26 protein-coding genes are annotated in these 26145 nt (G+C 47.1%); 11 read left to right on the top strand and 15 right to left on the bottom strand.

What is annotated here, in order from left to right; translation table 11 throughout:
- The first annotated feature begins 902 nt into the window (after positions 1-902).
- From dnaK to rsgA, 4 genes are all read left to right on the top strand, one after another.
- Positions 903-3032: a molecular chaperone DnaK gene (dnaK, locus tag AACV78_RS16895; RefSeq protein WP_194009413.1), complete on the top strand. Its 2130-nt coding sequence runs from the start codon at positions 903-905 to the stop codon at positions 3030-3032.
- Between the two features lie 139 nt (positions 3033-3171).
- Positions 3172-4299 (top strand): molecular chaperone DnaJ, encoded by a 1128-nt coding sequence (gene dnaJ, locus AACV78_RS16900; protein ID WP_194009412.1) that lies wholly within the window; start codon positions 3172-3174, stop codon positions 4297-4299.
- Between the two features lie 318 nt (positions 4300-4617).
- A complete protein-coding gene (locus AACV78_RS16905; protein WP_194009429.1) occupies positions 4618-4908 on the top strand; it encodes a sulfurtransferase TusA family protein in 291 nt (96 codons plus the stop codon).
- Entirely contained in the window at positions 4905-6152 is a 1248-nt protein-coding gene (gene rsgA / locus AACV78_RS16910) for a ribosome small subunit-dependent GTPase A (RefSeq protein ID WP_194009411.1), read from the top strand. The genes AACV78_RS16905 and rsgA overlap by 4 nt, the downstream gene beginning before the upstream one ends.
- Before the next feature lie 26 nt (positions 6153-6178).
- On the opposite strand, the gene AACV78_RS16915 is transcribed toward rsgA, so the two are convergent.
- Positions 6179-6319: a hypothetical protein gene (locus tag AACV78_RS16915; protein ID WP_194009410.1), complete on the bottom strand. Its 141-nt coding sequence runs from the start codon at positions 6317-6319 to the stop codon at positions 6179-6181.
- A 210-nt stretch (positions 6320-6529) separates the two neighbouring features.
- Between AACV78_RS16915 and AACV78_RS16920 the strand changes: the two genes are divergently transcribed.
- The 3 genes from AACV78_RS16920 to AACV78_RS16930 all read left to right on the top strand — a co-directional run bounded on the left by AACV78_RS16920 (position 6530) and on the right by AACV78_RS16930 (position 9020).
- Positions 6530-7315: a MotA/TolQ/ExbB proton channel family protein gene (locus tag AACV78_RS16920; protein WP_194009409.1), complete on the top strand. Its 786-nt coding sequence runs from the start codon at positions 6530-6532 to the stop codon at positions 7313-7315.
- A 15-nt stretch (positions 7316-7330) separates the two neighbouring features.
- Positions 7331-8005 (top strand): ExbD/TolR family protein, encoded by a 675-nt coding sequence (locus AACV78_RS16925; protein WP_194009408.1) that lies wholly within the window; start codon positions 7331-7333, stop codon positions 8003-8005.
- 817 nt (positions 8006-8822) lie between these two features.
- Complete coding sequence (locus tag AACV78_RS16930; RefSeq protein ID WP_006635253.1) at positions 8823-9020, top strand: NblA/ycf18 family protein; 198 nt, start codon at positions 8823-8825, stop codon at positions 9018-9020.
- Between the two features lie 642 nt (positions 9021-9662).
- Here AACV78_RS16930 and AACV78_RS16935 read toward each other — a convergent pair.
- From AACV78_RS16935 to AACV78_RS16965, 7 genes are all read right to left on the bottom strand, one after another.
- The gene (locus AACV78_RS16935; RefSeq protein ID WP_228042303.1) at positions 9663-10094 is read right to left on the bottom strand and encodes a hypothetical protein; all 432 of its coding nucleotides are present in this window, start codon (positions 10092-10094) and stop codon (positions 9663-9665) included.
- A gap of 98 nt (positions 10095-10192) precedes the next feature.
- Complete coding sequence (locus tag AACV78_RS16940; protein ID WP_194009406.1) at positions 10193-11395, bottom strand: anhydro-N-acetylmuramic acid kinase; 1203 nt, start codon at positions 11393-11395, stop codon at positions 10193-10195.
- A 227-nt stretch (positions 11396-11622) separates the two neighbouring features.
- The gene (locus tag AACV78_RS16945; protein ID WP_194009405.1) at positions 11623-12354 is read right to left on the bottom strand and encodes a PP2C family protein-serine/threonine phosphatase; all 732 of its coding nucleotides are present in this window, start codon (positions 12352-12354) and stop codon (positions 11623-11625) included.
- Positions 12355-12647: 293 nt separating this feature from the next.
- Positions 12648-14414: an ABC1 kinase family protein gene (locus tag AACV78_RS16950; protein WP_445329588.1), complete on the bottom strand. Its 1767-nt coding sequence runs from the start codon at positions 14412-14414 to the stop codon at positions 12648-12650.
- 111 nt (positions 14415-14525) lie between these two features.
- Positions 14526-14861, bottom strand: a complete 336-nt coding sequence (locus AACV78_RS16955; RefSeq protein WP_194009404.1) for a DUF6825 family protein — start codon at positions 14859-14861, stop codon at positions 14526-14528.
- A gap of 41 nt (positions 14862-14902) precedes the next feature.
- A complete protein-coding gene (locus tag AACV78_RS16960; RefSeq protein ID WP_194009403.1) occupies positions 14903-15040 on the bottom strand; it encodes a hypothetical protein in 138 nt (45 codons plus the stop codon).
- A 465-nt stretch (positions 15041-15505) separates the two neighbouring features.
- Positions 15506-17053: a serine/threonine protein kinase gene (locus AACV78_RS16965; protein ID WP_194009402.1), complete on the bottom strand. Its 1548-nt coding sequence runs from the start codon at positions 17051-17053 to the stop codon at positions 15506-15508.
- A gap of 844 nt (positions 17054-17897) precedes the next feature.
- On the opposite strand from AACV78_RS16965, the gene AACV78_RS16970 reads away from it, so the two are divergent.
- Positions 17898-19379 carry a SulP family inorganic anion transporter gene (locus AACV78_RS16970; RefSeq protein WP_194009401.1) on the top strand — a complete coding sequence of 494 codons (1482 nt, stop codon included), beginning with the start codon at positions 17898-17900 and terminating at the stop codon, positions 19377-19379.
- A gap of 338 nt (positions 19380-19717) precedes the next feature.
- On the opposite strand, the gene AACV78_RS16975 is transcribed toward AACV78_RS16970, so the two are convergent.
- Positions 19718-20179, bottom strand: a complete 462-nt coding sequence (locus AACV78_RS16975; protein ID WP_194009400.1) for a DUF2127 domain-containing protein — start codon at positions 20177-20179, stop codon at positions 19718-19720.
- An 830-nt stretch (positions 20180-21009) separates the two neighbouring features.
- Between AACV78_RS16975 and AACV78_RS16980 the strand changes: the two genes are divergently transcribed.
- From AACV78_RS16980 to AACV78_RS16990, 3 genes are read left to right on the top strand one after another with little or no spacing between them, the layout of a single operon-like run.
- Positions 21010-21180, top strand: a complete 171-nt coding sequence (locus AACV78_RS16980; RefSeq protein WP_194009399.1) for a hypothetical protein — start codon at positions 21010-21012, stop codon at positions 21178-21180.
- Between the two features lie 33 nt (positions 21181-21213).
- Positions 21214-21429, top strand: coding sequence for a hypothetical protein (locus AACV78_RS16985; protein ID WP_194009398.1), 216 nt, complete (start codon positions 21214-21216; stop codon positions 21427-21429).
- A 5-nt stretch (positions 21430-21434) separates the two neighbouring features.
- Positions 21435-21839, top strand: a complete 405-nt coding sequence (locus AACV78_RS16990; protein WP_194009397.1) for a pepsin/retropepsin-like aspartic protease family protein — start codon at positions 21435-21437, stop codon at positions 21837-21839.
- A gap of 81 nt (positions 21840-21920) precedes the next feature.
- Here AACV78_RS16990 and AACV78_RS16995 read toward each other — a convergent pair whose 3' ends face one another.
- The 6 genes from AACV78_RS16995 to AACV78_RS17020 all read right to left on the bottom strand — a co-directional run bounded on the left by AACV78_RS16995 (position 21921) and on the right by AACV78_RS17020 (position 26067).
- A complete protein-coding gene (locus tag AACV78_RS16995) occupies positions 21921-22316 on the bottom strand; it encodes a type II toxin-antitoxin system VapC family toxin (protein WP_194009396.1) in 396 nt (131 codons plus the stop codon).
- Complete coding sequence (locus AACV78_RS17000; RefSeq protein WP_228042304.1) at positions 22313-22561, bottom strand: hypothetical protein; 249 nt, start codon at positions 22559-22561, stop codon at positions 22313-22315. Before AACV78_RS17000 ends, AACV78_RS16995 begins: the two co-directional genes overlap by 4 nt.
- Before the next feature lie 97 nt (positions 22562-22658).
- Positions 22659-24170 (bottom strand): threonine ammonia-lyase, biosynthetic, encoded by a 1512-nt coding sequence (gene ilvA / locus AACV78_RS17005; RefSeq protein ID WP_194009395.1) that lies wholly within the window; start codon positions 24168-24170, stop codon positions 22659-22661.
- Between the two features lie 55 nt (positions 24171-24225).
- Positions 24226-24438 carry a hypothetical protein gene (locus AACV78_RS17010; RefSeq protein ID WP_194009394.1) on the bottom strand — a complete coding sequence of 71 codons (213 nt, stop codon included), beginning with the start codon at positions 24436-24438 and terminating at the stop codon, positions 24226-24228.
- A gap of 17 nt (positions 24439-24455) precedes the next feature.
- Entirely contained in the window at positions 24456-25025 is a 570-nt protein-coding gene (locus AACV78_RS17015; RefSeq protein ID WP_194009393.1) for a hypothetical protein, read from the bottom strand.
- Positions 25026-25212: 187 nt separating this feature from the next.
- Positions 25213-26067, bottom strand: coding sequence for an HIT family protein (locus AACV78_RS17020; RefSeq protein ID WP_194009392.1), 855 nt, complete (start codon positions 26065-26067; stop codon positions 25213-25215).
- Between the last annotated feature and the right edge of the window lie 78 nt (positions 26068-26145).

The raw sequence follows: 26145 nt of genomic DNA on the forward strand, positions 1-26145 counted from the left end.
GGCGGCAGTCTCACTAACTTCTTAACTCTGGACTAAAAGCGGATTGGCGCTTTTTCAACAAATTCAGAAAAATGTTTGAACCCGTCCAAAAACGGGTACCTTCCCCCCGACTCATACCATTTTCGATTGGTGATTTGTGATAGGGAATGACTGACCTCATAAAAATTTGGAACCAAGGCCGATATTTGAATTTTTTCTGGGAACAGGTATGTGTAGCATCGATTCCCAAATTTTAGACTTTTGTGCGAGATTTCACATGAATCTGTGGAGTCAATTCTTCAATCTAAAATATAAAATCGATCGGTCTTTATATCTGGCCCTAGGACATCAAGTTTATCAGGAAATTGGGTTTAAAACCCCGTCCTTCTAGGGCGGCTTTAATTTCTTAAATCCATTCCTAAAAATCAGGAATTGCTGGTATTGGTAGTATACTAAAATCGTCAAGGTTAAACTCCTTTACCATCGTGCAACAGTTAAGACACACTTTTAGGTATAAACCGGGGGACGCAGAGCGGCGAAAACTCGCTATACAGCTAAAGGATCAACGCATCCTTAAACCAGTAAAAACAAACAATTTCTTGATTTGTTAAGTAGGGTAGGGCATACCCAAACTCGCTTGCTTGTATCCTAGTACGCTTTTGGAGATAGACCCTAGGCGGGTTACTGTGAATTAGACTCATCAATTTGTACTATTGTACGGTTGAAAGGTTTAAGGACTGCCGCAAGGACATGGTGCTTAAAGGTCAGTCGATGAATTAAGAATCCCCACGCCTTTAGGCTGGGGAGTGTCAATTTCTACAAATCCGGTCGGGTGGTGCTTGTTAAAACAAGCTGAGTCGTTTTTCATCCCCCAACTTGTAGTTGGAGGCTTGCAAACATCCTACAAAGTTTTATGAGGCGCTATGGTAAAAATTATTGGAATTGACTTAGGCACGACTAACAGTTGCGTAGCTGTGTTAGAGGGCGGTAAACCCGTCGTGATCGCCAATTCCGAGGGCGGCCGCACAACTCCGAGCATCGTAGGATTTGGCAAAGGGGGCGATCGCCTGGTCGGTCAACTAGCCAAACGGCAAGCTGTAACAAATGCTGTAAATACTGTGTACAGCATCAAACGATTTATCGGACGCAGGTGGGACGACACGGAAGAAGAAAGATCCCGTACTCCCTATACCTGCATCAAAGGCAAAGACGACACCGTTAACGTCCAAATTCGGAACAAGGTTCACACCCCCCAAGAAATCTCGGCAATGGTACTTCAAAAGCTGAAGCAAGATGCTGAAGCTTATTTGGGACAACCTGTTACCAAAGCCGTGATTACAGTGCCAGCTTACTTCACAGACGCTCAGCGGCAAGCTACTAAAGACGCCGGTACGATCGCGGGTTTAGAAGTGCTGCGGATCGTCAACGAACCGACGGCGGCCGCCCTTTCCTACGGACTCGACAAGCAAAATATCGAACAAAAAATCTTGGTATTTGACCTCGGCGGCGGTACTTTCGACGTTTCGATCCTGCAACTGGGAGACGGAATTTTTGAAGTCAACGCCACCGCAGGTAACAACCATCTCGGCGGAGATGACTTTGATGACTGCATAGTTCAGTGGCTGGTAGAAGCTTTCCGCACTCAAGAAGGCAGCGACCTCTCAAAAGACAAAATGGCCTTGCAGCGTCTCAGAGAAGCTGCGGAAAAAGCGAAAATCGAACTCTCTCTCTCGCAATCCACCTCCATTAATTTACCCTTCATCTCCTCTGATGAAAAAGGGCCGAAACATTTAGAAATGGATCTTTCTAAATCTCAGTTTGAAAAACTGGTGGGTCATTTGGTACAAGCGACGATCGATCCGGTGACTCAAGCCCTCAAAGACGCAAGTCTGACCCCCAAAGATATAGACAGGATTATTTTAGTCGGAGGCTCAACCCGAATTCCGGCAGTTCAAGAGGCAATTAGCAAGTATTTTGGTGGCGCTTCTCCCGATCGATCCGTGAATCCCGACGAAGCTGTAGCTGTAGGCGCGGCAATTCAAGCCGGAGTGTTGGGCGGCGAAGTCAAAGATTTGCTGCTGCTAGACGTGACACCCCTCTCCCTGGGACTCGAAACCCTCGGCGGGGTGTTCACCAAAGTAATCGATCGCAATACAACTATTCCCACCAGTCGATCGCAAATGTACAGCACAGCGGCGGACGGGCAAACTTCGGTAGAAATTCACGTACTCCAAGGCGAACGCGCATTGGTTAAAGACAATAAAAGTCTCGGCAAATTCCTGCTCAAAGGCATTCCCGCAGCCCCCCGCGGCGTACCTCAAATCGAAGTTACCTTTGAAATCGATGCCAACGGCATTCTCAAAGTGGCCGCAGAAGACAAGGGAACCGGAAAAGAACAAAGCATCCAAATCTCCAATACAGGAGGATTGAGCGAAACCGAAGTCGAGCGGATGCGCCAAGAAGCCGAACTCTACGCTGAGGAGGACATCAAGCGCGTTCAACTCGCCGAACTCAAAAATCAAGCCGACACGCTGGTCTATAATTGTGGTGTCACTTTAAAAACCAACGCGCAATTGCTCGGCGACGACCTCAAAGTCGCAGCCGAAACAGCAGCAACAACTTTGAAGGCCGGGATGGCTAACCCCGACATCACAACCGAGCAACTAGCCGAGCAAATCGAAGCTTTCAAGCAACTGCTATACTCGCTCGGTACCGCAGTCTACGAGCAAGCTCGCAGCGCAGCCCCGTCAGTAGTAGAGGTTGAAAGCGAGACGATTTCACAACCAACAGAGGTTGCAGCTACCGACGACAGCATTTCGCTGACCCCGGATCTGCTGGTGGCGCTCCAAGCTCCGCCGGAAGCTCCACCGCCACCGGAACCCAAACCGGAACGACAACCGGAACGACAGCCGGAACCAAAGTCAAAGCGACAACCGGAACGACAGCCGGAACCAAAGTCAAAGCGACAACCGGAACGACAGCCGGAACCAAAGTCAGAACCAACAACACAGGTTCCAGAACCTGAAGTTGATGAGATGAATCCTTTCCTTTAGAGATGAAAAGCTAAAAATTAAAAGTTAAAAATTCTCATTGTTAATTCTTGATTTTTAACTTTTAATTGGTAATTTCAGGAAAGGTTGCCCGTTTTTTTTTCGTACACTTTTTGTTATTTACCTCCAGGCAAGCAGCTTTATGGCCGGTGATTACTATGAAATATTAGGCGTTTCTCGCAGCGCAGACAAAGAAGAAATTAAGCGTGCTTACCGCCGCCTAGCTCGCAAGTTCCATCCAGATGTCAACAAAGAATCTGGTGCCGAAGAGCGGTTCAAAGAAATTAACCGCGCTTACGAGGTACTCTCGGAACCGGAAACCCGCGCCCGTTTCGACCGTTTCGGCGAAGCAGGCGTGACCGGTGCAGGCGCACCTGGATTCCAAGACTTCGGCGACAGCTTTGCTGACATCTTTGAAAGCTTCTTCCAAGGGTTTTCCACGGGTGCGGGCGGTCAACAACAAGGTCGCAGGCGCAGCGGCCCGGTGCGCGGCGACGATTTGCGACTGGATTTGCGGCTGGATTTCCGCGAAGCAGTGTTTGGTGGGGACAAAGAACTCCGCATCAAACACCTAGAAACCTGCGAAACTTGCACCGGGACTGGTGCAAAACCGGGAACCAGACCTCAAACCTGTTCGACTTGTACCGGTAGCGGGCAAGTCCGCCGCGCTACTCGCACTCCTTTCGGCAGCTTTACTCAAGTTTCAGTTTGCCCCAGTTGCAACGGCACCGGGCAAGTGATTGAAGACAAGTGCGAAACTTGTGGCGGTCGGGGCCAGAAAGAAGTGATGAAAAAGCTGAAAATCACTATTCCGCCTGGGGTTGACAACGGTACTCGCTTGCGCGTTTCCAATGAAGGGGATGCGGGAAAACTGGGCGGGCCGCCGGGGGATCTTTACGTGTTCTTGGCTGTGAATGAAGACCCGCTATTTAAGCGGGAAGGCATTAATGTTAATTCGGAAGTGAAGATTAGTTACTTGCAAGCAATTTTGGGCTGCCGCTTGGAAGTGGAAACTGTAGATGGGCCGACGGAATTGTTGATTCCTACGGGAACTCAGCCTGGTACTGTTTTGACTCTGGAGAAAAAAGGAGTGCCTAAGTTGGGAAATCCTGTCAGTCGCGGCGACCATTTGATTGCGGTGTCTATTGATATTCCGACTAAGGTGACGGCTGAGGAGCGCGAGTTGTTGATGCAGCTTGCTAAGCTGAAGGGCGATCGTACTGGTAAAGGTGGCTTGGAAGGATTTCTAGGCAATTTGTTTCAGAAATAAGCAAATATTTGACACCCAATGGGTGTCAAATTTTCTTGTTTGATGATTTCCTTGGCTTTGTTTGAGCAGTCTCAAAAAAAATGAGACCAATTGGTCTCAAAACTTCTAGGAAAAATAATTGGTTGGCAATTTTTGAGACCAATTGGTCTCAAAACTTCCAGGAAAAATAATTAGTCGGAAATTGCTCTAATTATCTCTCAAAAAAGTGAGCGAAGGGCGTTCATTTTGTACAAGTAAAATAATTAGTCGGCAATTACTTCACGAAAAACTAAGGGTTTCAGGATGTGAGATGGGAAATTTGAAAAGAAAAAACAGATGATGAATTCAACCTCGAAAATTGAAAATCCCAAATCCCCAGATGCCAAAATCGATCTGCGGGGGACTCCGTGTCCTTTGAACTTTGTCCGCACTAAACTGCGCTTGGAGCAAATGGCTCCGGGTGCTGTTTTGGAGGTGTGGCTGGATGCTGGGGAGCCGATCGAACAAGTGCCCGACAGTCTGAAAATGGAAGGCTACCAAATTCTAGAAACGCAGTTTGTCGCGGATGAGCCAGATGCGGGCTTTTTTGCGATGAAGGTGCAGCGCCCAGAAAACCAGGAAGCAGGATGATTCTGAATTCCTCCATCGTCGGTACTGTAGTGGCTGTTCAGGCTAACTTTTACCGAGTCAGGTTAGATCCAGCCGCTGGGATTCACGAAAATATAGCCCTGGCGGATGCTCCAATTCTGCTGTGTACTCGTCGCACTCGACTGAAAAAAATTAATCAACAGGTGATGGTGGGCGATCGCGTGGTGGTAGACGAACCCGACTGGACTGACCGCCGGGGTGCAATTTCTGAAGTCTTCCCGCGCCAAACAGAACTCAACCGCCCGCCTGTAGCTAATGCCGATCGCATTCTCCTAGTTTTTGCCCTCGCCGAACCGAATTTAGACCCCGCATCATTAACTCGGTTTTTAGTCAAGGCAGAATCTACAGGTTTAGAGGTGAATTTGTGTTTGAACAAATGCGATTTAATTTCGCCCCAAGAGTTGGAACAGTGGCGCGATCGGCTTTCAAGCTGGGGCTACGAACCCATGTTTATTAGTGTTCGCAGCGGATTGGGAGTTCAGGAAGCTGTGGCTAATTTACAAAATACAATTTATGTCAAAAAAATAGTTTTTCAGCCTTTATCGGACAATATAGATAGTTGTATGTTGCCTTTTGAGGATAACTCCCTACAGGTAAATTCTGCTGCTCCGTTAGATGCGTTAAATTCCGTACAAAATCCGTTGCCGAACTTGCTTGAGGGCCGCACCTCAGACAAAATAACGATAATTTGTGGCCCTTCTGGAGTGGGCAAGTCCAGCTTGATCAACCAACTAATTCCGGCCCTTAACCTGCGAGTGAACGCTGTTTCTGGCAAACTCGGCCGCGGACGCCACACGACTCGCCACGTCGAACTATTTGAACTCCCCGGTGGCGGACTGTTGGCGGATACTCCGGGCTTTAATCAGCCGGCTCTAGAATGCGATCCGTCCGAGTTAGCTGAATATTTCCCAGAAGCGCGTCAGAGGCTGGCTGTGGGTAGCTGCCAGTTTAGCGACTGTTCGCACCGAGACGAGCCTAACTGTGTGGTGCGGGGATCTTGGGAACGCTACCAGTATTACTTAAGTTTTCTGGAAGAGGCGATCGTCCGCCAACAAGCTTTGCAAAACTCCAGCAGCGCCGAATCGAGTTTGAAGCAGCAAACCAAGTCGGATGGTACGCAGCAGTACGAACCGAAACTGCTAACTAAAAGATATCGCCGCTCTTCGCGCCGCCTGCAACACCAGTCGCTGCAAGATATGTGTCAAGAAGATTTAGAGGAATTCTGAGGAGGTAGCGGCTCTCTCATCGCCCGTTAAAAAAGCCCCAAATAGTACCAAGACTTACCCAGCAACCCGATTTGATAGAGCAAGATCGCGGGCGATCGACTACCATAACCAACATCGTCCGTAGTGCGGACTTTAATCCGCAACTTGGAGCGGACTAAAGTCCGCACTACGAACCAATTGCGAGATGGGTCAATCGACCGGACACGAGATAAGATAATTCTTTGTGGCCCAACACCTCGCTAGCAAGACTCGGTTTCTTTAATCGCGAGAGGGTAAGTCCCTGAGTACATTAATAGCTAAAATTAAATGGCCGAGAATTTGTTAAAAAAATTAGAACAGAAGCAAAAATTAGCGGGTACTGCAGGAGCAAAAAGATTGTGACTATTCAAGAACTTTTTCAAAAAGGCGGCCCCGCCATGTGGCCCCTGTTGGTGTTATCGATTCTATCTTTGAGTACAATTATCGAACGCTTGTGGTTCTGGGCGAGCCTCCTGAGCAAAGAAAAGCTGATAGTTAACCGCATTCTTGAAGCGGCCCGCAGCGATTGGGGGGCGGCTAACGAGATGGCCAGACAAGCTAACCGACAGCCGATCGGGCGATTTCTATCTGCACCCCTGCGCCTGTACAATCCTGAACCAGACTTATTTCGACTCGCGCTCGAAGCTGCAGCCGATGAAGAGTTGGCTTCGATGCGCCGCGGTGACAAAATCTTAGAAGCTACGATCGCTATAGCTCCATTGCTGGGCTTGCTGGGAACAGTTTTGGGCTTGATTAACTCGCTCAGTTCCATCCGTCTCGGCGACATCGGTACGGCGGCCACGAGTGGCGTCACTTTGGGGATTGGCGAGGCGCTGATCACTACTGCTTCTGGGATGGTAGTAGCAATTTTTACCTTGGTGTTTTATCGGATATTTCAAGCTTTTTTGTTCAACCAGGCAAAAATATTTCGCCGAGCCGGAAATGAACTGGAATTGCTTTACAGGCAATACTGGCCGGTGGCTAATGCTAAAGGTCGATCGCCTGATACAGAACATAACAATTCTTCCTTTGGTTCCGATGGTTTGAACAGGCGTTCTCTCAATTCTCAAGAATCGGGAGAGCGGAAGCGGGAGCCAAAATTGAAAGGTTCCGATCGTGGTGAAGATACACTTTCTAATAATTAGAATGATGGAGAACTAATGAAAATTAACTTAGATACTCCTGCTGAAGAGGCTCGGATTGAACTGGTGCCTTTAATTGATGTGATCTTTTGCATTCTGACGTTTTTTTTGCTGGCGGCTTTGCAACTGACTCGCCAGCAAGCGATTAATGTCGATTTGCCGAAGGCGAAGACGGGACAAACGCAGATGCGAGAAATGCTGATTGTCAGCATTGACGATTTCGGGCAAACTTATATCGACCAATTGCCTGTTAATTACCAACAGCTCGATCGAGTTTTAAAGAGTTTCCACACCACAAATCCTACGGGATTGACGGTTTTGTACGCCCCTCAAAATGCTAGATACTCCAAAGTGGTAGAGGTTTTAGACAAATTACGCGAGGTAGGGGGCGATCGAGTTGCCCTGGCTACTCTTCCTAGTTCGGCTGCTTCCCCGCAGCCAAATCCGTCGTTTCCCAATTCTGGCATTCCTGCAGCACCTTCGGGCAATATCGGTCAACCGCTGCCGTCTCCTGTGGCTCCTGGGCAGCAGCAGTTCAATCCCAATCAGTTTCAATCCCCTCTGCCAGCTCCGGGGCAGCCTAGCAACTCTGGCGCGAATCTGGGCATTCCTCCTGTTTCGCCTGCACCCACTGCTCCCAATTCCAGGCCTGGAGTCGCCACTCCACCGCAGAATGTCGGGCCCTCGAATTAGTCATTAGTCTATTTTAGTCATTGGTTATTAGTCATTAGTCATTGGTCATTAGTCATTAGTCATTTTAGCCGAAGAGCGAAGTCGAAGGCTAGTCATTAGTCATTGGTCATCAGCAAGAGGAAGAAAGAAGAAGGAAGAGGGCTATAACGGCTTCGCGATCGGGTAAAAAGAACGAAGAAGAAAAAAGAGATATAGCGGTTCTCACTCTGGATGAGGTATCGATCCCTCAATCCCTCAATCCCTCAATCCCTCAATCCCTCAATCCCTCAATCCCCCAATCTCAACTCTAAAACTTGTAGTGAGCGATTTGTGAGCCAGCGTAGCCGAAGCAAGCCAAAGTATTTAAAATCTAAAATCTCAACTCCTCGCCTGTTTGAGAAAGGCTATAAATAGAAATTTTCCCAATCTCCCAATCTCCCCCTCTCCCCATCTCCCAATCTCCCCCTCTCCCAATCTCCCACTCTCCCAATCTCCCCCTCTCCCACACTCTCCCGGAGAGAAGCTTCGCCCGATTTGGTATAAAGGGCTTCAATTATTTTGGTTCGTACTGAGCCTTTTTTCTCTTCGTAAGTAGATAGAGTTATATATGCCTGCAGAAGGAACTTTTGCAGGCATTTCGCGTTCTCTATTGCTAAGTTATTTCTTGGGATAGAGGGTAATTTTGTCAAACAATTGTTACCTTTTGTAATATATACTAAAATGAGATGAGCCCGGAGGGCATCCTGAAACCAACGGTCGATCGCTGAAAAAGTTACAAATTGGGTCGATCCAGGTTTTTACTTTCAAGTCACCTTTACTTACAGAGGAGTCTTTCACCATGAGCCAGCCAGCAGAATTGTCTTTGGAGCAACAATTTAGCCTGTGTTCCTTCAAAACCCAGGTAAGTGACATGAGTCGCGAACAAGCTCAAGAGTTTTTGGTCAAGCTTTACGAGCAAATGATGTTGCGGGAAACTATGTACCGTCATTTTCTCAAACACCATTGGGGTTTAGAACCTAACCCTGGTGTTGAGTAGCAAAGTCGCAGTAGGCGACCTCCGTCTCTTACTCTGTTCCCTCAGATGGAAAGGAGTTGGGGGTGATGGGGCGTCACTCTTTGAGCAGAACGTAGAAACCGGGCCTATGCAGAAAGTATGTGCACAGACTCAAGGTCGATCGGGAAAATTTCACTGTTTACTTTTTGATTCCCATCAATTTGAGGAGTCGATCCGAGCAATCTGTCGAGCGACATTACACGATAGCGCAAAAATAATTGATTGCGTTTGGACTAGAAAAGTTGATGGTTAATAATCAAGCGTTAATGTTTTAACCCCTTCAAAAATTTAACCAATTAAATATATTTGTCTGTAGTTGCAGCGGATGAGGTTTGAGAACAATGGTGCTAGTCGGACATTTGAGCGCGACTTCCGACTAGCAAGACTTTGAATTTTCAAATCAAACACTAGAACTCGTAAATGCTAACTCTTTGATATACTCACCGCCTTTGCTTGTGCGGTGATGTTTGAAACGACCTTGGGTGATGCTACCGAACCGCAGTTTGACTCTCGCTCGATCTCCACAGGCGACTCGTGGCAATGCCGTATGTCGAATTTTTAGACAGTCTAGCAAAAAGCCGTCCTCAAAGGACGGGGTTTTAGACCCAATTTTTCGATCGAGAGTTATTCCGGCTGACGTTCCAGAGTCGCCTCCATCGTACTGGTCAAATAATGACCAGACATGAGACCGCTAGATTGATAGTAGCGATTGTCATCAACGCGGTGAAGGGTATCAAAGCCCGTCCGCCGCTGGCGTTCGTCTCCCAGTACCCAGTAACGCTGGACGATCGACTGGGGAGCAATCCAACCTTCGCCCTCGACGCGGCCGAGTTCGCTGTGTTGGAGTACAAAAGTGTACTGCCGTTCATCGCTGTTGAGGTGTCCTCGGTAATTCAAAATAATCTCTTCACGATCGCCTCCAGGAAAAATGAGCTTCGTCACCATATTGAACCAATCTGTTCGGTTCCAGCTCACTAAAGTTTTGCCTTTAACCGTAATTGGCACGCCATTGCGCTCAATCCAACTTCCTTCGAGCGTCCATTGGCCAGATTCCATTAAAAACGTGTGAGCCACAGTGCTGTTCCTATGCTTTTCCTGCTGGCTACAATACGGGTGCAACAACGCACAGCCGTTGTCGCTCAGACTATATGCTATCACGCCCAACCGTGCCAACAAGAGTTAATTTCCCCTAAAAGTACCGGTGCTCGAGCACCAGTCACTTGAGGCAGATTGCCGGGAATGCCCCGAACCCGCCATGCGGCTAAAACCGCGAAAGCGATCGCCTCTTTAAAATCTACACTCAAGCCTGCCTCAGAAGTAGTCAACACTTGGACTGGATGCAATTGAGATTGCAATCGGCGTTTTAAGTAGAGATTGTGGCTACCGCCCCCGCACAGTAAAACTCGATCGGGCATTGCCGGCAAAAAAGTTTGGTAACTGCGAACGATCGAAGCCACAGTCAGTTCTGTCAAAGTAGCTAGCACATCAGCAGGACTGAGATTGTAAGCGGATGCCTCTAGCAAACAACAGTTAAAATAGTCTACACCAAATAACTCTCGCCCTGTAGATTTGGGCGGTGCTTGGACGAAAAAATCTTGCTGCAGCCAATCCTCGACTAAAGCTTGACAGGGAGTGCCCGTTGCCGCCCACTCTCCACCTGAGTCGATCGTCAAAGAGCCGCCAGAAAAGTGTACCGCTGCCAAGTCTAACAGCGAATTTGCAGGCCCTGTATCCCAACCCAAGATACCATCTCCCAGATCGGAAACTTCCGACTCGTGGTTGTTTTCCCTCTTTTCCCTGGCTGGGAGATAGGCAACATTGCCAATTCCCCCCAAATTTTGGATGCAGAGACTCCGGTTGGGTTCTGCCAGCAGGCACGCATCAACAATGGGGACTAAGGGTGCTCCTTGACCCCCTGCTGCAATGTCTGCCGATCGAAAATTGCTCACAGTAGTAATGCCTGTCAATTCGGCAATTAACGCGCCCCGCCCTAGTTGCAAGCTGTAGCCCATGAACCCATCTGCAAGATTGTTCTCTCCCGTCTCTGGCGGTCGGTGGTAGACGGTTTGACCGTGAGAGCCAATTAATTCTGCCTTATCATGTCCCGCTTGAATTGTCAAGGCCGCGCTGGCAAATTGTCGAGCAATGGCATCATCTAATTGGGCGAGTTCAGCCATTGACAAAGCCGAACCACTGCAAACCGAGAGAATTTGCGATCGCAAATTAGCAGGATAAGGGAAAGTTTGACCTGCCACCAACTTTACTTTTAAGTCTGTTTGGGAACCGACCACATCCACCAAAGCAGCATCAATACCATCAACTGACGTGCCGCTGATCAAACCTATAACGCGAACCATTCGATTTTAGATTTTAGATTTTAGATTTTAGATTTTTAGATTTTTAGATAGTTTGGGAGGCACTCCCGACAAAGAAACGGGTTTTTTATCCGAATTGCGGATTGTAGTCAAGGATTGTCGTCCATCAAACCTAGTTTCTGCGCCCTGGTGGGTGCAGGAGTCTGAGATTTTTAGATTTGGAGATTTTTAGATAGTGGGGTGGGCGAGGGCGCGATCGCCCGAAGATATTATTTGAGGTCGATCGTCACAATCACCACAGTAATATTATCGCGTCCCCCTTTATCCTTAGCTGCTTCAATCAAAGCAGTTGCAGCACCATCGCCTGCGCGAATCGACTTCAGAGGCGAAGCAATCAAAGGATCGGAAAGCTCTTCAGTCAAGCCGTCACTGCAAAGCAGCAAGCGATCCCCGGGCTTTACATCCACCGGCAGAATATCTATCTCCTGCAAATCATCGCGGCCCAAACACTGGGACAAAACGTGACGCCAAGGATGGTGGCGAGCCTGATCGGGAGTCAAGGCCTTTCTTTTGACAGCCTGAGCCACCCAAGTCTGGTCTTCAGTAATCTGCTCCAAGCGAGGCCCGTGCAGCCGGTACAAGCGAGAGTCCCCGATATTAGCGCACCAAGGCCTGCCCTCATCCCTAAAGATCAGAACCACAGCCGTAGTCCCCATATCACCACGTTCGGGATGTTCTAGCTGATCCGTCAAAATTGCTTGATTGGCGATTAAAAAAGCCTTTTCCAACAAATGCACAGAATCCTCGGGCCCTTCCCAATGTTCGAGCAAATAAGATTGAATGGCCCCAGTCGCTATCCGGCTGGCTTCTTGGCCTCCGGCGTGTCCTCCCATTCCGTCTGCCACTATGAAAAATCGCCCGTCAGGATCTATGTAGTACGAATCCTGATTTACGGAACGAACTAGCCCTGTGTCTGTCTTACCTGCGAAAGAGCGTTTCATAGATTAGTCAATGGACTCATCGAACTTAAAATCTTGATTTAACTGGTGCAATTTTTGATGACAAAACTTAAATCGCGAACGAAACTTAAAATTGCTGCTGCTCGCGATCGCCCGTTTTGAAAAAAATGCACTTCCTTGACCTCATATTGTAGATCGTCTGGTGCTAATCGCGTCTTAAATTTTCCGGTAAATTTGAGAAAAATTTCAGCCAAAACATAACATCCGAACATCCGAGGCTAAGTTTTGGCTGGCGAGAAATCTCCAACCAGAAATTTCCGATTTCAAATTGCGCGCTATGACATCCTATCAGCGCGATCGATCCGCTTGAACAAACGCAGCAGAGCCAACCCCGTACCAGCAGCAAGCACAGCCACACCGACAGCAGGCCAAACTAGATTGCTGACAAACAAAATTGTCGCCGACAAAGTAAAAGCACTCATCATCAAAGTATAATTCGTGCTCATTTGAACGCTGGTCATGCGGCGGAGCAATCGCTCTGTTTCGGCAGAACGGACGCGAATCCGTAAATCTCCCTGTTCGAGTTTATCGATAGTCTCCTCAATCCGGCGGGGCAAGCCCAAGGCAGTCGAACTCACCTGAGCCGCCTGACGGCCGATTTCGTTAAAAATGCTGCTACTTGCATCAGAACCATTTCCATTAGTCATAAGCTGCATGGCAAAAGGTTGTGCCACCTCCATAAAGTTGAACTCTGGATCTAAACCCCTGCCTACCCCTTCGATGGTAGAAAAAGCTCGCATTACAAAAGTAAAGGTAGCTGGGAACCGAAAAGGTTGGTTGTAGGCAATATCGTAAAGGTCGTCAGTAATCGCGCTCACGGACTGATTTTCAAAAGGCTTGTCCATGAAGTTATCCAGCATATACTGAATGCTGCGGCGCACCGGACTCATATCACCCGTAGGAACCAAAGCGCCCAAATTGATCAGAGAATCCATAATCCGCTGTCCATCCTTGGAAGCAATGCCGTAGAGAGTCTCCATGAGTCCTTCGCGGACATTCGACTGAATTTGCCCCATCATGCCAAAATCGTAGAAAATCAGAACTCCGTCAGCACTAACAGCGATATTGCCGGGGTGTGGGTCAGCGTGGAAAAAGCCATCATTGAGCAACTGCCGCAAATAAGCTTTCGCGCCCAACTGAGCGATTAATTTGCGATCGATACCTGCAGCTTCTAGAGCTTCGTAGTGGCTGATTTTAATCCCCGGCAGGTATTCCAAAGTCAGCACTCGGGGGGCGGCGTACCGCCAATAAACCCGCGGCACCAGCACCCAGTCGCAGGTGCTAAAATTGCGGCGAAAAGTATCAGCATTGCGGCCTTCATGGAGATAGTCAATTTCCAGCCAGAGAATGCGACAGCACTCCTCATAAATCCCTATCCAATCTCGGCCTTGGCCCCACTTAGGATGATTTTGAAAGTAACGAGCAATTCCCTTAAGAATTTGCAAATCTATTTCAAATAGCTTCCGCAGTCCTGGCCGCTGCACCTTGACTACAACTTCCTGGCCCGAGTGAAGTTGAGCTTTGTGTACCTGACCCAAACTGGCCGCGGCCAGGGGCACGGGGTCAAAGCTGCGGTAGAGTTCTTGAACTGTTTTGCCCAAATCTTGCTCGACAATTGCCTCTAACTTTTCGTAGCTAAAAGCGGGTACTTTATCTTGCAGTTTAGAGAGTTCTTCGACAAACTCTGCGGGGAAGAGGTCGGCGCGGGTGGAAAATAATTGGCCTACTTTAATGAAAGTGGGGCCCAAATCCAATAGTGTTTCTCGAACCCAGATTGCTTGAAAGCGCCGTCTGGCAACTTTTTTTTCTTCTGTGACGCCTCCCCAGTAGCTCCAGTTTTTGCTGTCGAACCACAGCGAAGCCAGCCAGAGCAGGACAAAGGCCCAAATGTCAAAGAAGCGTCGCTGCCGGGAGTATTTTTCGCGATTCCAGCGATAAGCTTTACTTTTGTAGGATTTATTAGGAGTTTTTGGCTCATCGGCCTCGCCCATGCGCTTGGGGGGGCGCTGGCGATCAACAGAGTCATTAAGGAGAGCAGACACTTGGGTTCCCAAATTGCTTATTTTATGTTGTTGCTTTGATGGCAGGTTGGAGCGCAGGAGCGCGTTGTCTTGCGCTCGCGTGGTGGTCAATAGTAGTTCGATCGCCCTTTTTTAAGGCAAACTGCTGCGGTAGCGCTGCAATTGCGATCGCACCAAAGCAACTTCGGCGCGCAGCTCGTCAATAGTCGCTTGCAGCTCAGCAGGATGGATGTCTTGAATGGTAGTGCTGGTGGTTGCATTACCGGTTCTGGTTTGCATCGCTTCCTCGGCCGATCGATTAGCGCGTTCCACAACTCGATCTGTAAACTGGCGCAGACGTTCTCTTTGTTCCGCGTCAAATTTGCCGAGTTGAGAAAAAGCGTTCGTTGCCGCGCTTTCTAATTGCTCGTATAGTGCTTCAGCAACTGCTCTGCCTACAAAAAAAGCATGAACTGGGGGTTTACTCATAAAAAAATCTCTGTGCGCTTCCGCAACAAATTATAACTTGCTTATCCTCGATGGTGCTTCCAGACAAAGGAAGATTGTGGAAATTGATGCAGGACAATATCTCTGCCTGGAAACAAACCAATTTTTTCGAGCGGGCGATCGACTGACACTCCAGTCATGCGGGATGCGACCTCTACCATCGATTTGATTTTCCGAACCCTTGTTGCTAACTACTTTTTCAACCGAGTAGATGTGGCAGCCGCAACAGGAAACATCACATAATTTGTGCGCCCGTGCCTATATCTTAACATAATTCCTAAAAAATATCAAAGGTTTATACATTTTTTTTCTAGAGGCATTTCGATCGCAGGTAGCCTAGGAAATATGCAGTCTAGTCAAGTCGAGGTTGTAGGGATTTGCAAATTCCGAAAGCAGGTTTTGCGGTTTGGTGCTTTGCCTCCAAAGGCGTTATTTTCAAGAAACAATCGATCGATATTTACTGATTCATCAAAGCCAGTAGTCGCTGGCAACTTTAACCAACAAGAATAATACACCTGTGGCACTCACAAACAATCTAAAATTATCGGCGTTTATCCGCGTTGCATCTGCCTTGAATCTGCGGTTTATGTATTAAAAGCGAGGACGTATGCAGCTCAAGTCTCAGACTAATTTGTCGTAGGTTCTGGTAAAGGCAAAGGGGTTTCTGTAACAGGGGGAGGCGAGTAAGGAGCGATCGAACTATCGGAATTCGGATCGCTTTGGCTGGGTATTGGCGGTGCTGGCGACGCTACTGATGGCGGCGACACAATTTCAGGACTCGGCACTGCAGGCGGGGCTGGTGCCGGAGGTGAGTAGCTGGGAGGTTCCGGCGGTAGGGGCGCAACTTCCGGTATCGGTGCGGCGGCTGGTTGCGGTGCTGGCTCGATTTGGGTTTGAGCCTCGGGAATTGGGGGCTCCGAAGGCGGCGCTTCGGGTTCCGGCGTGGGGGATATTGAAGGCTCTGGTTCGGGCTCTGGGGCGGGAGTTTCGGGGCTAGGCAACTCTGAAGGTGGGGTGCTAGCTGCTTCGGGCTCGATCGGTTCGGAAAGGTTGCTGCTGTTTGAGGTGGGTTTGGGGCGCTTGTTAAGTTCGATGGGGTAGAGAGGGCTGCTTTCGACAGAGGGCTGTGCGAACATCGGCCCTGATGAATTGCGGGATTTGAGCAAATCTTCGAGAGATGGGAAGGATTGAGCTGTGGATCGGTTGCTGCTGAGACTGGTGCTGTTGTAGCGCCATGCTAGGTCAAAACCCATCCAGCCTGCAATGACAGCCGTTATGACAAACGCCAGCAAAGTCAATGAAGGCGGGGGAGGCGCGGGCAATTTCAGGCTTTGCTTGTCTTTTTTTTCTGCTGGTACTCTTTCTGTGTCTTGCAGCATGGTAAGCCAATTTTCCACTGTCTGGGGGCGCTTTTGGGGGTCGGTTTCGAGTCCCTGAAGGATTGCTCGCTCGATGGCGGGGCTGAGGTTGGGCACAAATTGCCGCAAAGAAGCTAGGGGAATTCGATCGCGCAGGGGGGCTGCTACGGGCGGCACGCCACAGAGCAAGTAGTAAAAGGTGGCGGCGATCGCGTAAATGTCTGTGGCCGGTGTACATTTACCGTCATAGAGGTATTGTTCGATCGGCGCGTACCCAGGGGATAGCAAGTTAATCTGAGCGTATTTAGTGCCGGCGATAAAGTCGCGAGCAATACCGAAATCTATCAACATTACGACGTGAGAATCGGCTCGCCGGATCAAATTTTCGGGCTTGATGTCTCGGTGCAGCAATCCGCTGTGGTGAACTGTACTTACGGCTGAGGCTATTTGACGAATATAATGCAGCGCCTGGTCTTCTGGCAGCGGTTGACCGGCTTCGACGATGTGGGCGAGAGTTTGGCCGGGAATGTAGTCCATCGCGATAAAAGACTGTCCGGCTTCTTCAAAAAAGTCGATTGCTCTGACGATGTTGGAATGCTGACATCTGGACAGGCGTCGGGCTTCGGCAATAAACTGCTGTTGAAATTGGGCTGATGCTGGGTGTTGGCGCAGACTTTCGTTGAGGGTTTTGAGTACAACGGTTTGGTTTAAATGGGTATGGATAGCTCGGTAAGTGATGCCGAACCCTCCTATGCCTAAAGTCGCGTTGACTCTGTATTTGCCTTGTTGCAGGACTGTTGCTGGCGCTAAGTTCATCTTTTGTTGATGCCGTTTCCCAAACTATGCTACCGCTTTTGGGGGATTTCGCAGAGTTTAGGTCGCAGGGGGGCGATCGATCTGCGCCGTTGTTGTAGCTTGAACTCTGCAACCTCTTTAAATCTTTGCATCCCCACGTCATTCTATAGCGGTTCTCACAAAAGTGAAGTATGCCCTATGCCCGGTTTGGCCACGGCGGCCTATCCCGGATAGTACCTCATACCAGAGCACAGAAAGGCTATATCTGTAGTAGGTATTGCGAAACTCAAGACCCCAGCTTGCCAATAAAAATCCCGCTCTTGTGGAACGGGAAAGCCATCAGGGTGCATCTATTATTTATTAATATAGTTGATGAGGGGTCTCACCCCTTTTTATTTTAACAAATCTTTATAATTAGGAAATTTCTGTAAATATTTAGGTTTTTATTTTAATTGTGGTCAATATTATGGTAATAAAAATTGCTGAATCGCGATTTTAAGCTTAAAAAAATAAAAAAGGATCAACTCACTAAAGTTGGAAACAAAGACATCAGAGATGATATGATGTGACCCATGATTCCAGCCTAATCGGGGAAACACCTAAATTCATCTTGGTTAATGGAATAAAGCAGGGATTGTGAGAGCGATGGTTTGTCAGCAACTCGTTAAGTTAGCAGTTAGTCCACCTTAAGAGCGGTGTAGGTTGATGGTGTCTGTGGTGAACCCACGCAGTAGAGGCGTGTGGCATCTGATAGGCATTTTTCAGAAAGTATTTCAACACAATCCAATATTTGCTAGTAGGTAACGTTCACAGGCCGTGAGCGTGGATCTACTTTTTCGGTCGATCGCTAATCAAGGAGAAACTTTTGAATATTCAAGTCCTAAAACGGGAATGGTTCTCAAATGTGAGAGCTGATATTTTGGCAGGAACAGTGGTTGCTTTGGCACTAATTCCAGAGGCGATCGCCTTTTCAATTATTGCTGGTGTCGATCCCAAAATAGGACTGTATGCCTCATTTATCATTGCCATGACGACGGCAATCTTCGGTGGACGACCGGGCTTAATTTCAGCAGCCACAGGTTCAATGGCATTGTTAATGATCCAGTTGGTGAAAGATCACGGCTTGGAGTATTTGTTCGCAGCTACTCTTTTGACTGGAGTGTTGCAAATTCTGTTTGGGGTACTGAAATTGGGGCGACAGATGAAGTACGTGCCCCGTGCAGTAATGGTTGGATTTGTCAATGCCCTAGCGATTTTGATTTTCATGGCGCAGTTGCCGCAATTAACTAACGTACCTGTGATGGTATATGTGATTACAGCACTCTCCCTGGCAATTATCTATATCCTGCCTCGCTTTACGAAAGCGGTGCCTTCGTCATTGGTGGCAATTGTGGTGATGACTGTTGCTGCGATCGCCCTTAAACTCAAGGTTCCCACTGTGGGCGACATGGGGGAATTGCCCAGTGCTTTGCCCTTTTTTGCGCTACCAAAAGTGCCATTAAATCTGGAAACCTTGGAGATTATCTTTCCCTACGCCTTGACACTGGCGATCGTCGGTTTGTTGGAATCACTGCTGACGGCTTCACTGCTGGATGAACTCACTGACACACCAAGCGATAAAAACCAGGAAGCTAAGGGTCAAGGCATTGCCAATATCATCACTGGGTTCTTTGGCGGGATGGCAGGGTGCGCCATGATTGGGCAATCGGTGATTAATATTCAGTCTGGTGGACGGGGAAGACTCTCAACCTTTGTTGCGGGTGTTTTTCTGCTATTTTTCATTCTTGTCTTGGGAACTTGGGTCAAGCAAATGCCGATGGCCGTCTTGGTTGCTGTGATGATTATGGTGTCGATCGGGACATTTAGCTGGGCATCAATTAAGAATATTTCCCGCACGCCTCGGAGTGAAACCGCCGTGATGATTACGACTGTTTTGATCACGGTGTTAACTCATAACTTAGCCCTTGGCGTGATCGCGGGAATTGTGATGAGTACGGTGTTCTTTTCTCGCAAGATTGCTAAGTTGGTGTTTGTGGATAAAACGCTCAGTGCTGATGGCCGCCATCGCACCTATAACGTCGCTGGGCAAATTTTCTTTGTGTCGGTACATGATTTTTTAGAGGCGTTTGATTTCCAAGAAGTGGTCGATCGCGTCACGCTCGATCTTAGGCACGCTCACCTATGGGATCAAGGGGCAGTTGTGGCGATCGATCGAGTAGTGATTAAATTCCGCCGTAATGGTGCAGAGGTTGATCTGATTGGGTTGAATGAAGCAAGTGCCACATTGATCGATCGATTGGCAATACACAACAGCCCCGATGCGGTGAAAGAAATGTCAGGACATTAAAACCAATCGCTTAAATAGGTCGGCGCTGTAAAATGCAACTATGTAAACGATCGTCAAGTATCAAAATACCAAGAAAGCAGGACTAGGAGACGCTGTTTACATACAATTACATAGTTCAGTTTAATCCCGCCGACCTACTTATGTCACAGAGCAAGACATCAGCCTACTATTGCAGATACTGGAATCGATCGCATCCAGGGAGTGTCTTCTCAATCAAGTCAACTTTAATAGACTTGAGTTGCATAAATATTCGATCGAACTGTTAACCGCAGATTTTAAGCGGATCAACACTGATCGACGCAGATCGTTCAATCATTAAAATTGAGTGCAATTCAAGTTTAATCTTTTTTGCCATGCTGCGGCAAATGGTGCAGCAGATACCACAGCACGGCTAAATTTCCGAGAAATACCGATAATTTAAGTACGGTGAATCCCTGAAATAACTCATATATTTCTGGCGGAATACTGATTCCTACCAGCACTAATACTAAGATTGTTCCCCAATCTTTTTCGTACCACAATCCCACCACTTCAAACACCGTTAAAATTGCATAAACTCCGGCAGCCAGTCCACTAAAAAGTAAAGTTTTAGATTTAACAAGAAGAATCTTATCTAGAAAGATTTCAACTATCTTCAAATTGGTTTCTAAAAAATAAGATTCCGAGAAATTCTCCAAAAATTGATGGTTTTTTAGGGCAAAAAGCAAAGCGATTGAAGTTAATATCAAGAAAGCGGCGACAAAAGTTTTGTAAACGATAATTGCCATTAAAGCAGGAGGACGCTGTTTTTTTAGGTACATTTTTGAAATATCAATAATTTGTATTCTGCTTGTGCAGGAAGAAATTCATCCACAAACATTGTACGATATTTAACCGATTTAACCTATCAAAATTCCGCAGGGTGCACCAGAAATCAGTTAGTCAATTACACTTATAAACCCTGGCGAGGGCAAAAAATCGGCTTTTTCATCAACTATCTCTCGCAGGAGCAATAAGTTTCCCAGCAACCGTTTTTTTCGTAAGTTCTAAATTAGGCTTGAGTTGGATAAATATTTGATTGATGGGTTAGCTGCAGATTTTAAGCAGATTAACACTGACGAACGCAGATAATATCATGTCCGGTCTACTATCGTAACAAAAAAGGTTCATAGTGCAGACTCGCATTCCGCACTACGAACTCATCCAAGGGGAAGGCATCTTATCGGCAATTCTATAATTTTCTTTAACCATTCGTGTTGGGTTCGCCCGTAACTTTTGATATCCACCCATGTATTAGCACGGCAAATTACTGCACAAATTGAGTTCTTGATAATATAGCCTTTCTTCAAGCTCTCATATGAGTTACTATCCGGGATAGGGCATAGGGCATACCTCACTTTTGTGAGAACCGCTATATCAATTCATTGATGATGTTTCGTCCGCTAAATTCTTGGATATTATAAATCATAAAATGGTCGGCCATGGGAATTTTAGGTTTGAGTTTCATACAGGGCGAACTCTGATTAAATGTTTTGTAGGTGTTCAATAATTATTCTCCAATATACCAGATTTTGTTAATATTAAATTTAGATGAGTTCGCCCTGACGTCGGGAAGGCGATCGTTAAAGGTTGGATAAAACCAGAATAGATTGTGGTGTGCGAAGATCGATCGCCCAAACCAGAAAAAAGTGCGATCGCCCGCAACTACCAAATCGTTTCAACGTCAGGAAGATTGTACCGCCGCGCGATCGCTACCAAAATGCGATCGCGCGATCTTTGTCAAAATCCCCTAGAAGTTGCAATTACTACGTTGACCTGCTAGCGTTAACATAGACGCATCGTAGGAAAACAACCGATGACACTAACAGAATTACTCCCTACCATCAGACAACTGTCTGCGATCGACAAACGAGAGTTAATCCGCATTCTAATGGCGGAAGAAGATATCAGTGAGGATATTTTTCCTTTGGAACCTTACAAAATTTACTACCTGCCAACCCCATACGATAATTTTGGTGCGGGTGCAGCTTTAATGCAGGCAATGAACCGGGCTAACCACAACGAAAACTGAGTATTATGCGATTCCAATACTCTACCAATGACCCCTCTCAAGATGAGTTTGATAGCCTACCCCGCATTCCCTTGATTCTGCACCACAATAACCAGGGAGTCGAAGTTGTTGGGTTAGTAGATAGCGGTGCAACCGTGAATGTATTGCCTTACCAAATAGGAACTCAGCTTGGCTTAGTTTGGGATGACAGTAAAGCTATTATTCGACTTGCTGGTAACATTGGTAATCAACCAGCGATGCCAGTATTTTTCATGGCTGAAATAGGGGAGTTTGCTCCGGTAAGATTAGTATTTGCTTGGGCAAAAAGTGACAGCGTATCATTGATTCTGGGACAGACAAATTTCTTCTTAGAATTTGATGTTCACTTTTATCGTTCTCGGCTTGAGTTCGATATTGAGCCGAAGCGTTAATGTCCACTATAATTTATTTGCGATGTGGTGTGCAGCTACAGATCGATCGCCCTTACCAGAAAAAAGTGCGATCGCCCGCAACTACCAAATCGTTTCAACGTGAGGATAGCTCAGAATCTTCTCATCGCACGTAACCAAAGGAATATCATAGCGCCGCGCCATCGCTACTAAAATGCGATCGGCAGGATCTTTGTGAAACTCCCCTGGAAGCTGCGTACTGCCAATCGCATCCAGCGGATTCAACGGCTCAATCACTATACTCGAATGAGTTCTAGCTTGTTCGTACCACTGTGCGATCGGTAACGGCAAAGTCAGCTTCCCCAGACTCGATTTCACGGCAATTTCCCAAACTGAAATCGCAGAAACCAGTAAACCGCTTTTGATTTCCTCAGCCTCAATTGCACGCTTTGCTGCCACAGACAAATGACTGGGTTCATGCAGCAGCCAAAGCCAAATATGCGTATCAAGTAAAATCATGTACCCAGCGCATCCCATAAATCCGACATCGGCTCATCAAAATCATCAGCAATAACCAGTGGCATCCCGCGCAAAGGATAATGCTTTTGTACCGTCAATCCAGCACTCGAAATCTCAGCAGACTCGATCGGCAAAAAAACCTCCGAGTTCGACAAACGCCTCTGACGCAAAAAACTCAATAGCACCTCAAGTACATCATCTGAGGCTTGCTCAATCTCGCTAATTAGTTCTTCCCGGACAGTCATAATCTGGCATTCTCCTTGCTAGACTTCTTTACCCATTGTAATTGGAGATGCGATAGTTTTGGGCGATCGCCCTTTCCTCCAAAACCACCCCAAAAACCTACGCCAAAAACAACTTATAAGCCGGATTCTGACTCTCATCCCCATACTGATAGCCCAGCGTATCCAAAAAAGCCTGCCATTCCTGCATCTCATCCGGCGGCACCTGTATCCCCACCACAATTCGCCCGTAATCAGCCCCATTATTCCGATAGTGAAAAACGCTGATATTCCAATTAGGACTCATCGAACCCACAAACTGCATCAACGCACCCGGACGTTCGGGAAATTCAAAGCGGTAAAACAGTTCATGTTTTGCCAGGAAAGAACGGCCGCCAACCATGTGCCGCAAGTGCAATTTTGTTAATTCATCATCAGTTAAATCCAAAGTTTTAAAACCGCAATCTTCAAAAGTTGCAGCTATTTTAACCGCATCAGCACGGTCTAGAATTTGCACACCAATAAAAATGTGTGCTGCTTTTTCATCAGCAATTCGATAACTAAATTCAGTCAAATTGCGCTTTCCCAAACATTCGCAAAACCTGCGGAGACTTCCCGGCTGTTCGGGAATTGTCACTGCAAAAATTGCTTCCCGCTGTTCGCCAAATTCTGCCCTTTCTGCTACAAAACGCAGGCGATCGAAATTCATATTCGCGCCGCAAGCAACAGCAATTAATGTTTCTCCTGCAATTTGTTCCCGTTCCACATAAGCTTTTGCACCTGCGATCGCCAATGCGCCTGCAGGTTCTAAGATCGATCGCGTATCTTCAAAAACATCCTTAATCGCCGCGCAAATATCATCCGTACCCACCAAAATAATCTCATCCACATACTGCTGACAAAGCCGAAAAGTTTCCTCCCCAACTTCCCGCACAGCAACACCGTCAGCAAATAAACCCACCTGCGACAAACGCACCCGTTTACCAGCTTTTAGCGATTGATTCATCGCGTCGGAATCCACAGGTTCAACGCCAATAATCTTAATTTCCGGCCGCAACCGCTTGATATATGCCCCAATTCCCGAAATCAATCCACCGCCGCCAATAGCCACAAAAATTGCGTGAATGGGTTTTTGATGTTGCCGCAGAATTTCCATGCCGATCGTACCCTGTCCCGCAATTACGTGCGGATCGTCAAAAGGGTGAATAAAAGTTAAGTTTTTTTCCGCCTCTAATTGGCGCGCAAAAGCGTAAGCATCATCGTAGGTATCCCCCTGCAGAACCACCTCTCCACCCCGGGCTATCACCGCATTTACCTTCACCTGCGGCGTTGTTACGGGCATCACGATAATCGCGCGAGTTCCCAAGTGGCGGGCAGCGAGGGCGACTCCTTGGGCGTGGTTGCCGGCGGAAGCTGCAATGACACCTTGTGCTAGCAAATCCGGCGACAGTTGCGCCATTTTGTTGTACGCGCCCCGCAGCTTGAAGGAAAACACAGACTGCATATCCTCTCGTTTCAGCAGCAGTTTATTGTTGAGCCGCTCTGATAAATTCGGGGCTATTTCTAGGGGTGTTTCTTGAGCAACATCGTAGACGCGGGCGGTGAGGATTTGTACTAGGTAATCGCAAAGCATGGGGGTTAGCAGGTGGGTTAATGCCGGATGGTGGGATAATTGTAGGGCATTTATGTTAGCATTTTGCGGGGAATTGGCGCTCCTTTTCGTTGGCGTAGCCCCCGTAGGGGCGGACTTCGCTAACGGGCGATCGGGAGAACCGATTTACTTGACTAATAATTTGATTGCCAATTAAAAGCTTGATGTACCGGAAGTGCGATCGCCCCTCAAAGCAGAACAAAGAGAGCGATCGCGAGGCGGCGATCCAGATGATACCTAGTGCTGACACTTCCCATTTGCCAAAACCTAATCAGGCCGTGCGAAACCCGTTCGAGGGTCACTAATAAACAAGCCTAAAACTAACGAATCCATCACCGTATCCCAGACAGGAGTCAAACGTTCCGCATCATCAACCCAGTAATCAAAAGTAATCAAACACTGAACATTAGAACCCAATCCAATACAGATTCGCGAATAAGCTTCCCGCTGTTCGGGAGGGTCGATAAACTTAAATTCAGTCCACACAATGCGGGCAGTTTGCCGCTTCAATTGAATAATTTCCCCAAAAGCGATCGGATTTCTGGTATCATCTTCAACAATCTTCTGTAATAGCGGCACAAGAGGAAATTCTCCCCAATTGCCAGGAGGTAACAAATTAAATGAAACCTCCAAACGACAATCATCATCCGGCGGTTTCTTATCCGTAAATCGGAACGACTTAGTATCAGGTTCAAAATGCCAATCTTCGGGGACATCAAACCGAACAGCACCTCTTCCTGCTACAAAAATGCGAGTTCCCGGCTTTGACGTCCAATTGTGGTTTTCTTTAAGCTCTAGAGTTTCCTTGAGCCATTCTTGCTTTTTGCGTTTAGACATAAACAGAACACCAAATTACTGCTAATCTGTAGTTTGAGACTTGGCAAACACATTTTAACCCTATTTTGCTCGCCCTTTGCTCAATTTTAACAATCCTTACAAAAATTATGAATTGCTATCCTCTCTATTCCTCTGTGTTCTCTGCGCCTCTGCGGTAAAAAAAATCCATTTCACAATTGGCTAACTTTTATTTTTCACTCTTGGGAATTACATACCTAATCCCGCCTTTCTTCCCAGCATCGCCCCTGTAGCGCGGAATCACATGAATAGCAGCGTGACTGCGACTTTGCCCCGCATCTTTATTAATATTTATACCCACATTAAAACCGTCAGGCTGAAACTCTTTTATTAACATCTCTTGCACCTTATTTGCCATAAACCAGCAAGCAGATTGTTCTCGAAAAGGCAAGTCAAAATAATTAGCAATATGGCGCTTGGGGATAATTAAAACATGACCTTGGCTGGCAGGATAACCGTCAAACATCGCATAAGCTGTTGCAGATTCAGTTAGTAAAGTTAGGTTTTTGTAGGGATTGCAGAATACGCAGTGATTAGTTGAGTTTCTTTGATGGTTGTAATGGACGTATTCGTAAATTTCGCAAGACTCATCTAGGTGAATTGACTTAAACGGAAGTTTGACAATACACTGATAGGTAGGTTTTTTGTGCACGTAATGTTCTCGAAAGCCTTCTTTTTTGAGATCCCTTCTCACTGCGAAATAAGCTTTGCCTCCCGGTTTCAACAAATGCGACACTTCCATCAACACATTAGCTTGGTCTTCGGGAAATAAAACATTCAAAACATAAAAGCAAAAGATAATATCGAATTTGTGTTTTGGAAAATCTGGGAAATAATAAGGGTCATAACCCGCAATATCAAAGCCTTTTTGCTGCAACAATTTAACATCGCTGCCGAAGCCGCACCCAAAGTCTAAGACTTTCCCTTGCAGCAAGTTTTGATCCAATAAAACTTTTGCCGGAAATGACAGGTAAATTCTTTCGATTGCCGTCAGGTGGCTGAATTTATTTTGTTGCTTTTTCATCGCGAAATAAATTTGATTTAAATCGATATTATTCAGTCCGCGCCGGGGGACGAAAGTTTGACAAGAAGCGATTTCAAT

This window comes from Tychonema sp. LEGE 07196, from assembly GCF_963890365.1.
In the GTDB taxonomy this organism is placed as follows: domain Bacteria; phylum Cyanobacteriota; class Cyanobacteriia; order Cyanobacteriales; family Microcoleaceae; genus Microcoleus.

Coding starts and splice junctions, on each gene's coding strand:
- AACV78_RS16960 (WP_194009403.1), bottom strand. CDS start 15,040: ATGGTAGAGGTCGCATCCCGCATGACTGGAGTGTCAGTCGATCGCCCG.
- AACV78_RS16965 (WP_194009402.1), bottom strand. CDS start 17,053: ATGAACTTAGCGCCAGCAACAGTCCTGCAACAAGGCAAATACAGAGTC.
- AACV78_RS16925 (WP_194009408.1), top strand. CDS start 7,331: ATGAAAATTAACTTAGATACTCCTGCTGAAGAGGCTCGGATTGAACTG.
- AACV78_RS17015 (WP_194009393.1), bottom strand. CDS start 25,025: ATGTCTAAACGCAAAAAGCAAGAATGGCTCAAGGAAACTCTAGAGCTT.
- AACV78_RS16955 (WP_194009404.1), bottom strand. CDS start 14,861: ATGAGTAAACCCCCAGTTCATGCTTTTTTTGTAGGCAGAGCAGTTGCT.
- AACV78_RS16945 (WP_194009405.1), bottom strand. CDS start 12,354: ATGAAACGCTCTTTCGCAGGTAAGACAGACACAGGGCTAGTTCGTTCC.
- rsgA (WP_194009411.1), top strand. CDS start 4,905: ATGATTCTGAATTCCTCCATCGTCGGTACTGTAGTGGCTGTTCAGGCT.
- AACV78_RS16990 (WP_194009397.1), top strand. CDS start 21,435: ATGCGATTCCAATACTCTACCAATGACCCCTCTCAAGATGAGTTTGAT.
- dnaK (WP_194009413.1), top strand. CDS start 903: ATGGTAAAAATTATTGGAATTGACTTAGGCACGACTAACAGTTGCGTA.
- AACV78_RS17020 (WP_194009392.1), bottom strand. CDS start 26,067: ATGAAAAAGCAACAAAATAAATTCAGCCACCTGACGGCAATCGAAAGA.
- AACV78_RS16995 (WP_194009396.1), bottom strand. CDS start 22,316: ATGATTTTACTTGATACGCATATTTGGCTTTGGCTGCTGCATGAACCC.
- AACV78_RS16930 (WP_006635253.1), top strand. CDS start 8,823: ATGAGCCAGCCAGCAGAATTGTCTTTGGAGCAACAATTTAGCCTGTGT.
- AACV78_RS16940 (WP_194009406.1), bottom strand. CDS start 11,395: ATGGTTCGCGTTATAGGTTTGATCAGCGGCACGTCAGTTGATGGTATT.
- AACV78_RS16935 (WP_228042303.1), bottom strand. CDS start 10,094: ATGGAATCTGGCCAATGGACGCTCGAAGGAAGTTGGATTGAGCGCAAT.
- ilvA (WP_194009395.1), bottom strand. CDS start 24,170: ATGCTTTGCGATTACCTAGTACAAATCCTCACCGCCCGCGTCTACGAT.
- AACV78_RS16975 (WP_194009400.1), bottom strand. CDS start 20,179: ATGTACCTAAAAAAACAGCGTCCTCCTGCTTTAATGGCAATTATCGTT.
- AACV78_RS16905 (WP_194009429.1), top strand. CDS start 4,618: ATGAATTCAACCTCGAAAATTGAAAATCCCAAATCCCCAGATGCCAAA.
- AACV78_RS17000 (WP_228042304.1), bottom strand. CDS start 22,561: ATGACTGTCCGGGAAGAACTAATTAGCGAGATTGAGCAAGCCTCAGAT.
- AACV78_RS16985 (WP_194009398.1), top strand. CDS start 21,214: ATGACACTAACAGAATTACTCCCTACCATCAGACAACTGTCTGCGATC.
- dnaJ (WP_194009412.1), top strand. CDS start 3,172: ATGGCCGGTGATTACTATGAAATATTAGGCGTTTCTCGCAGCGCAGAC.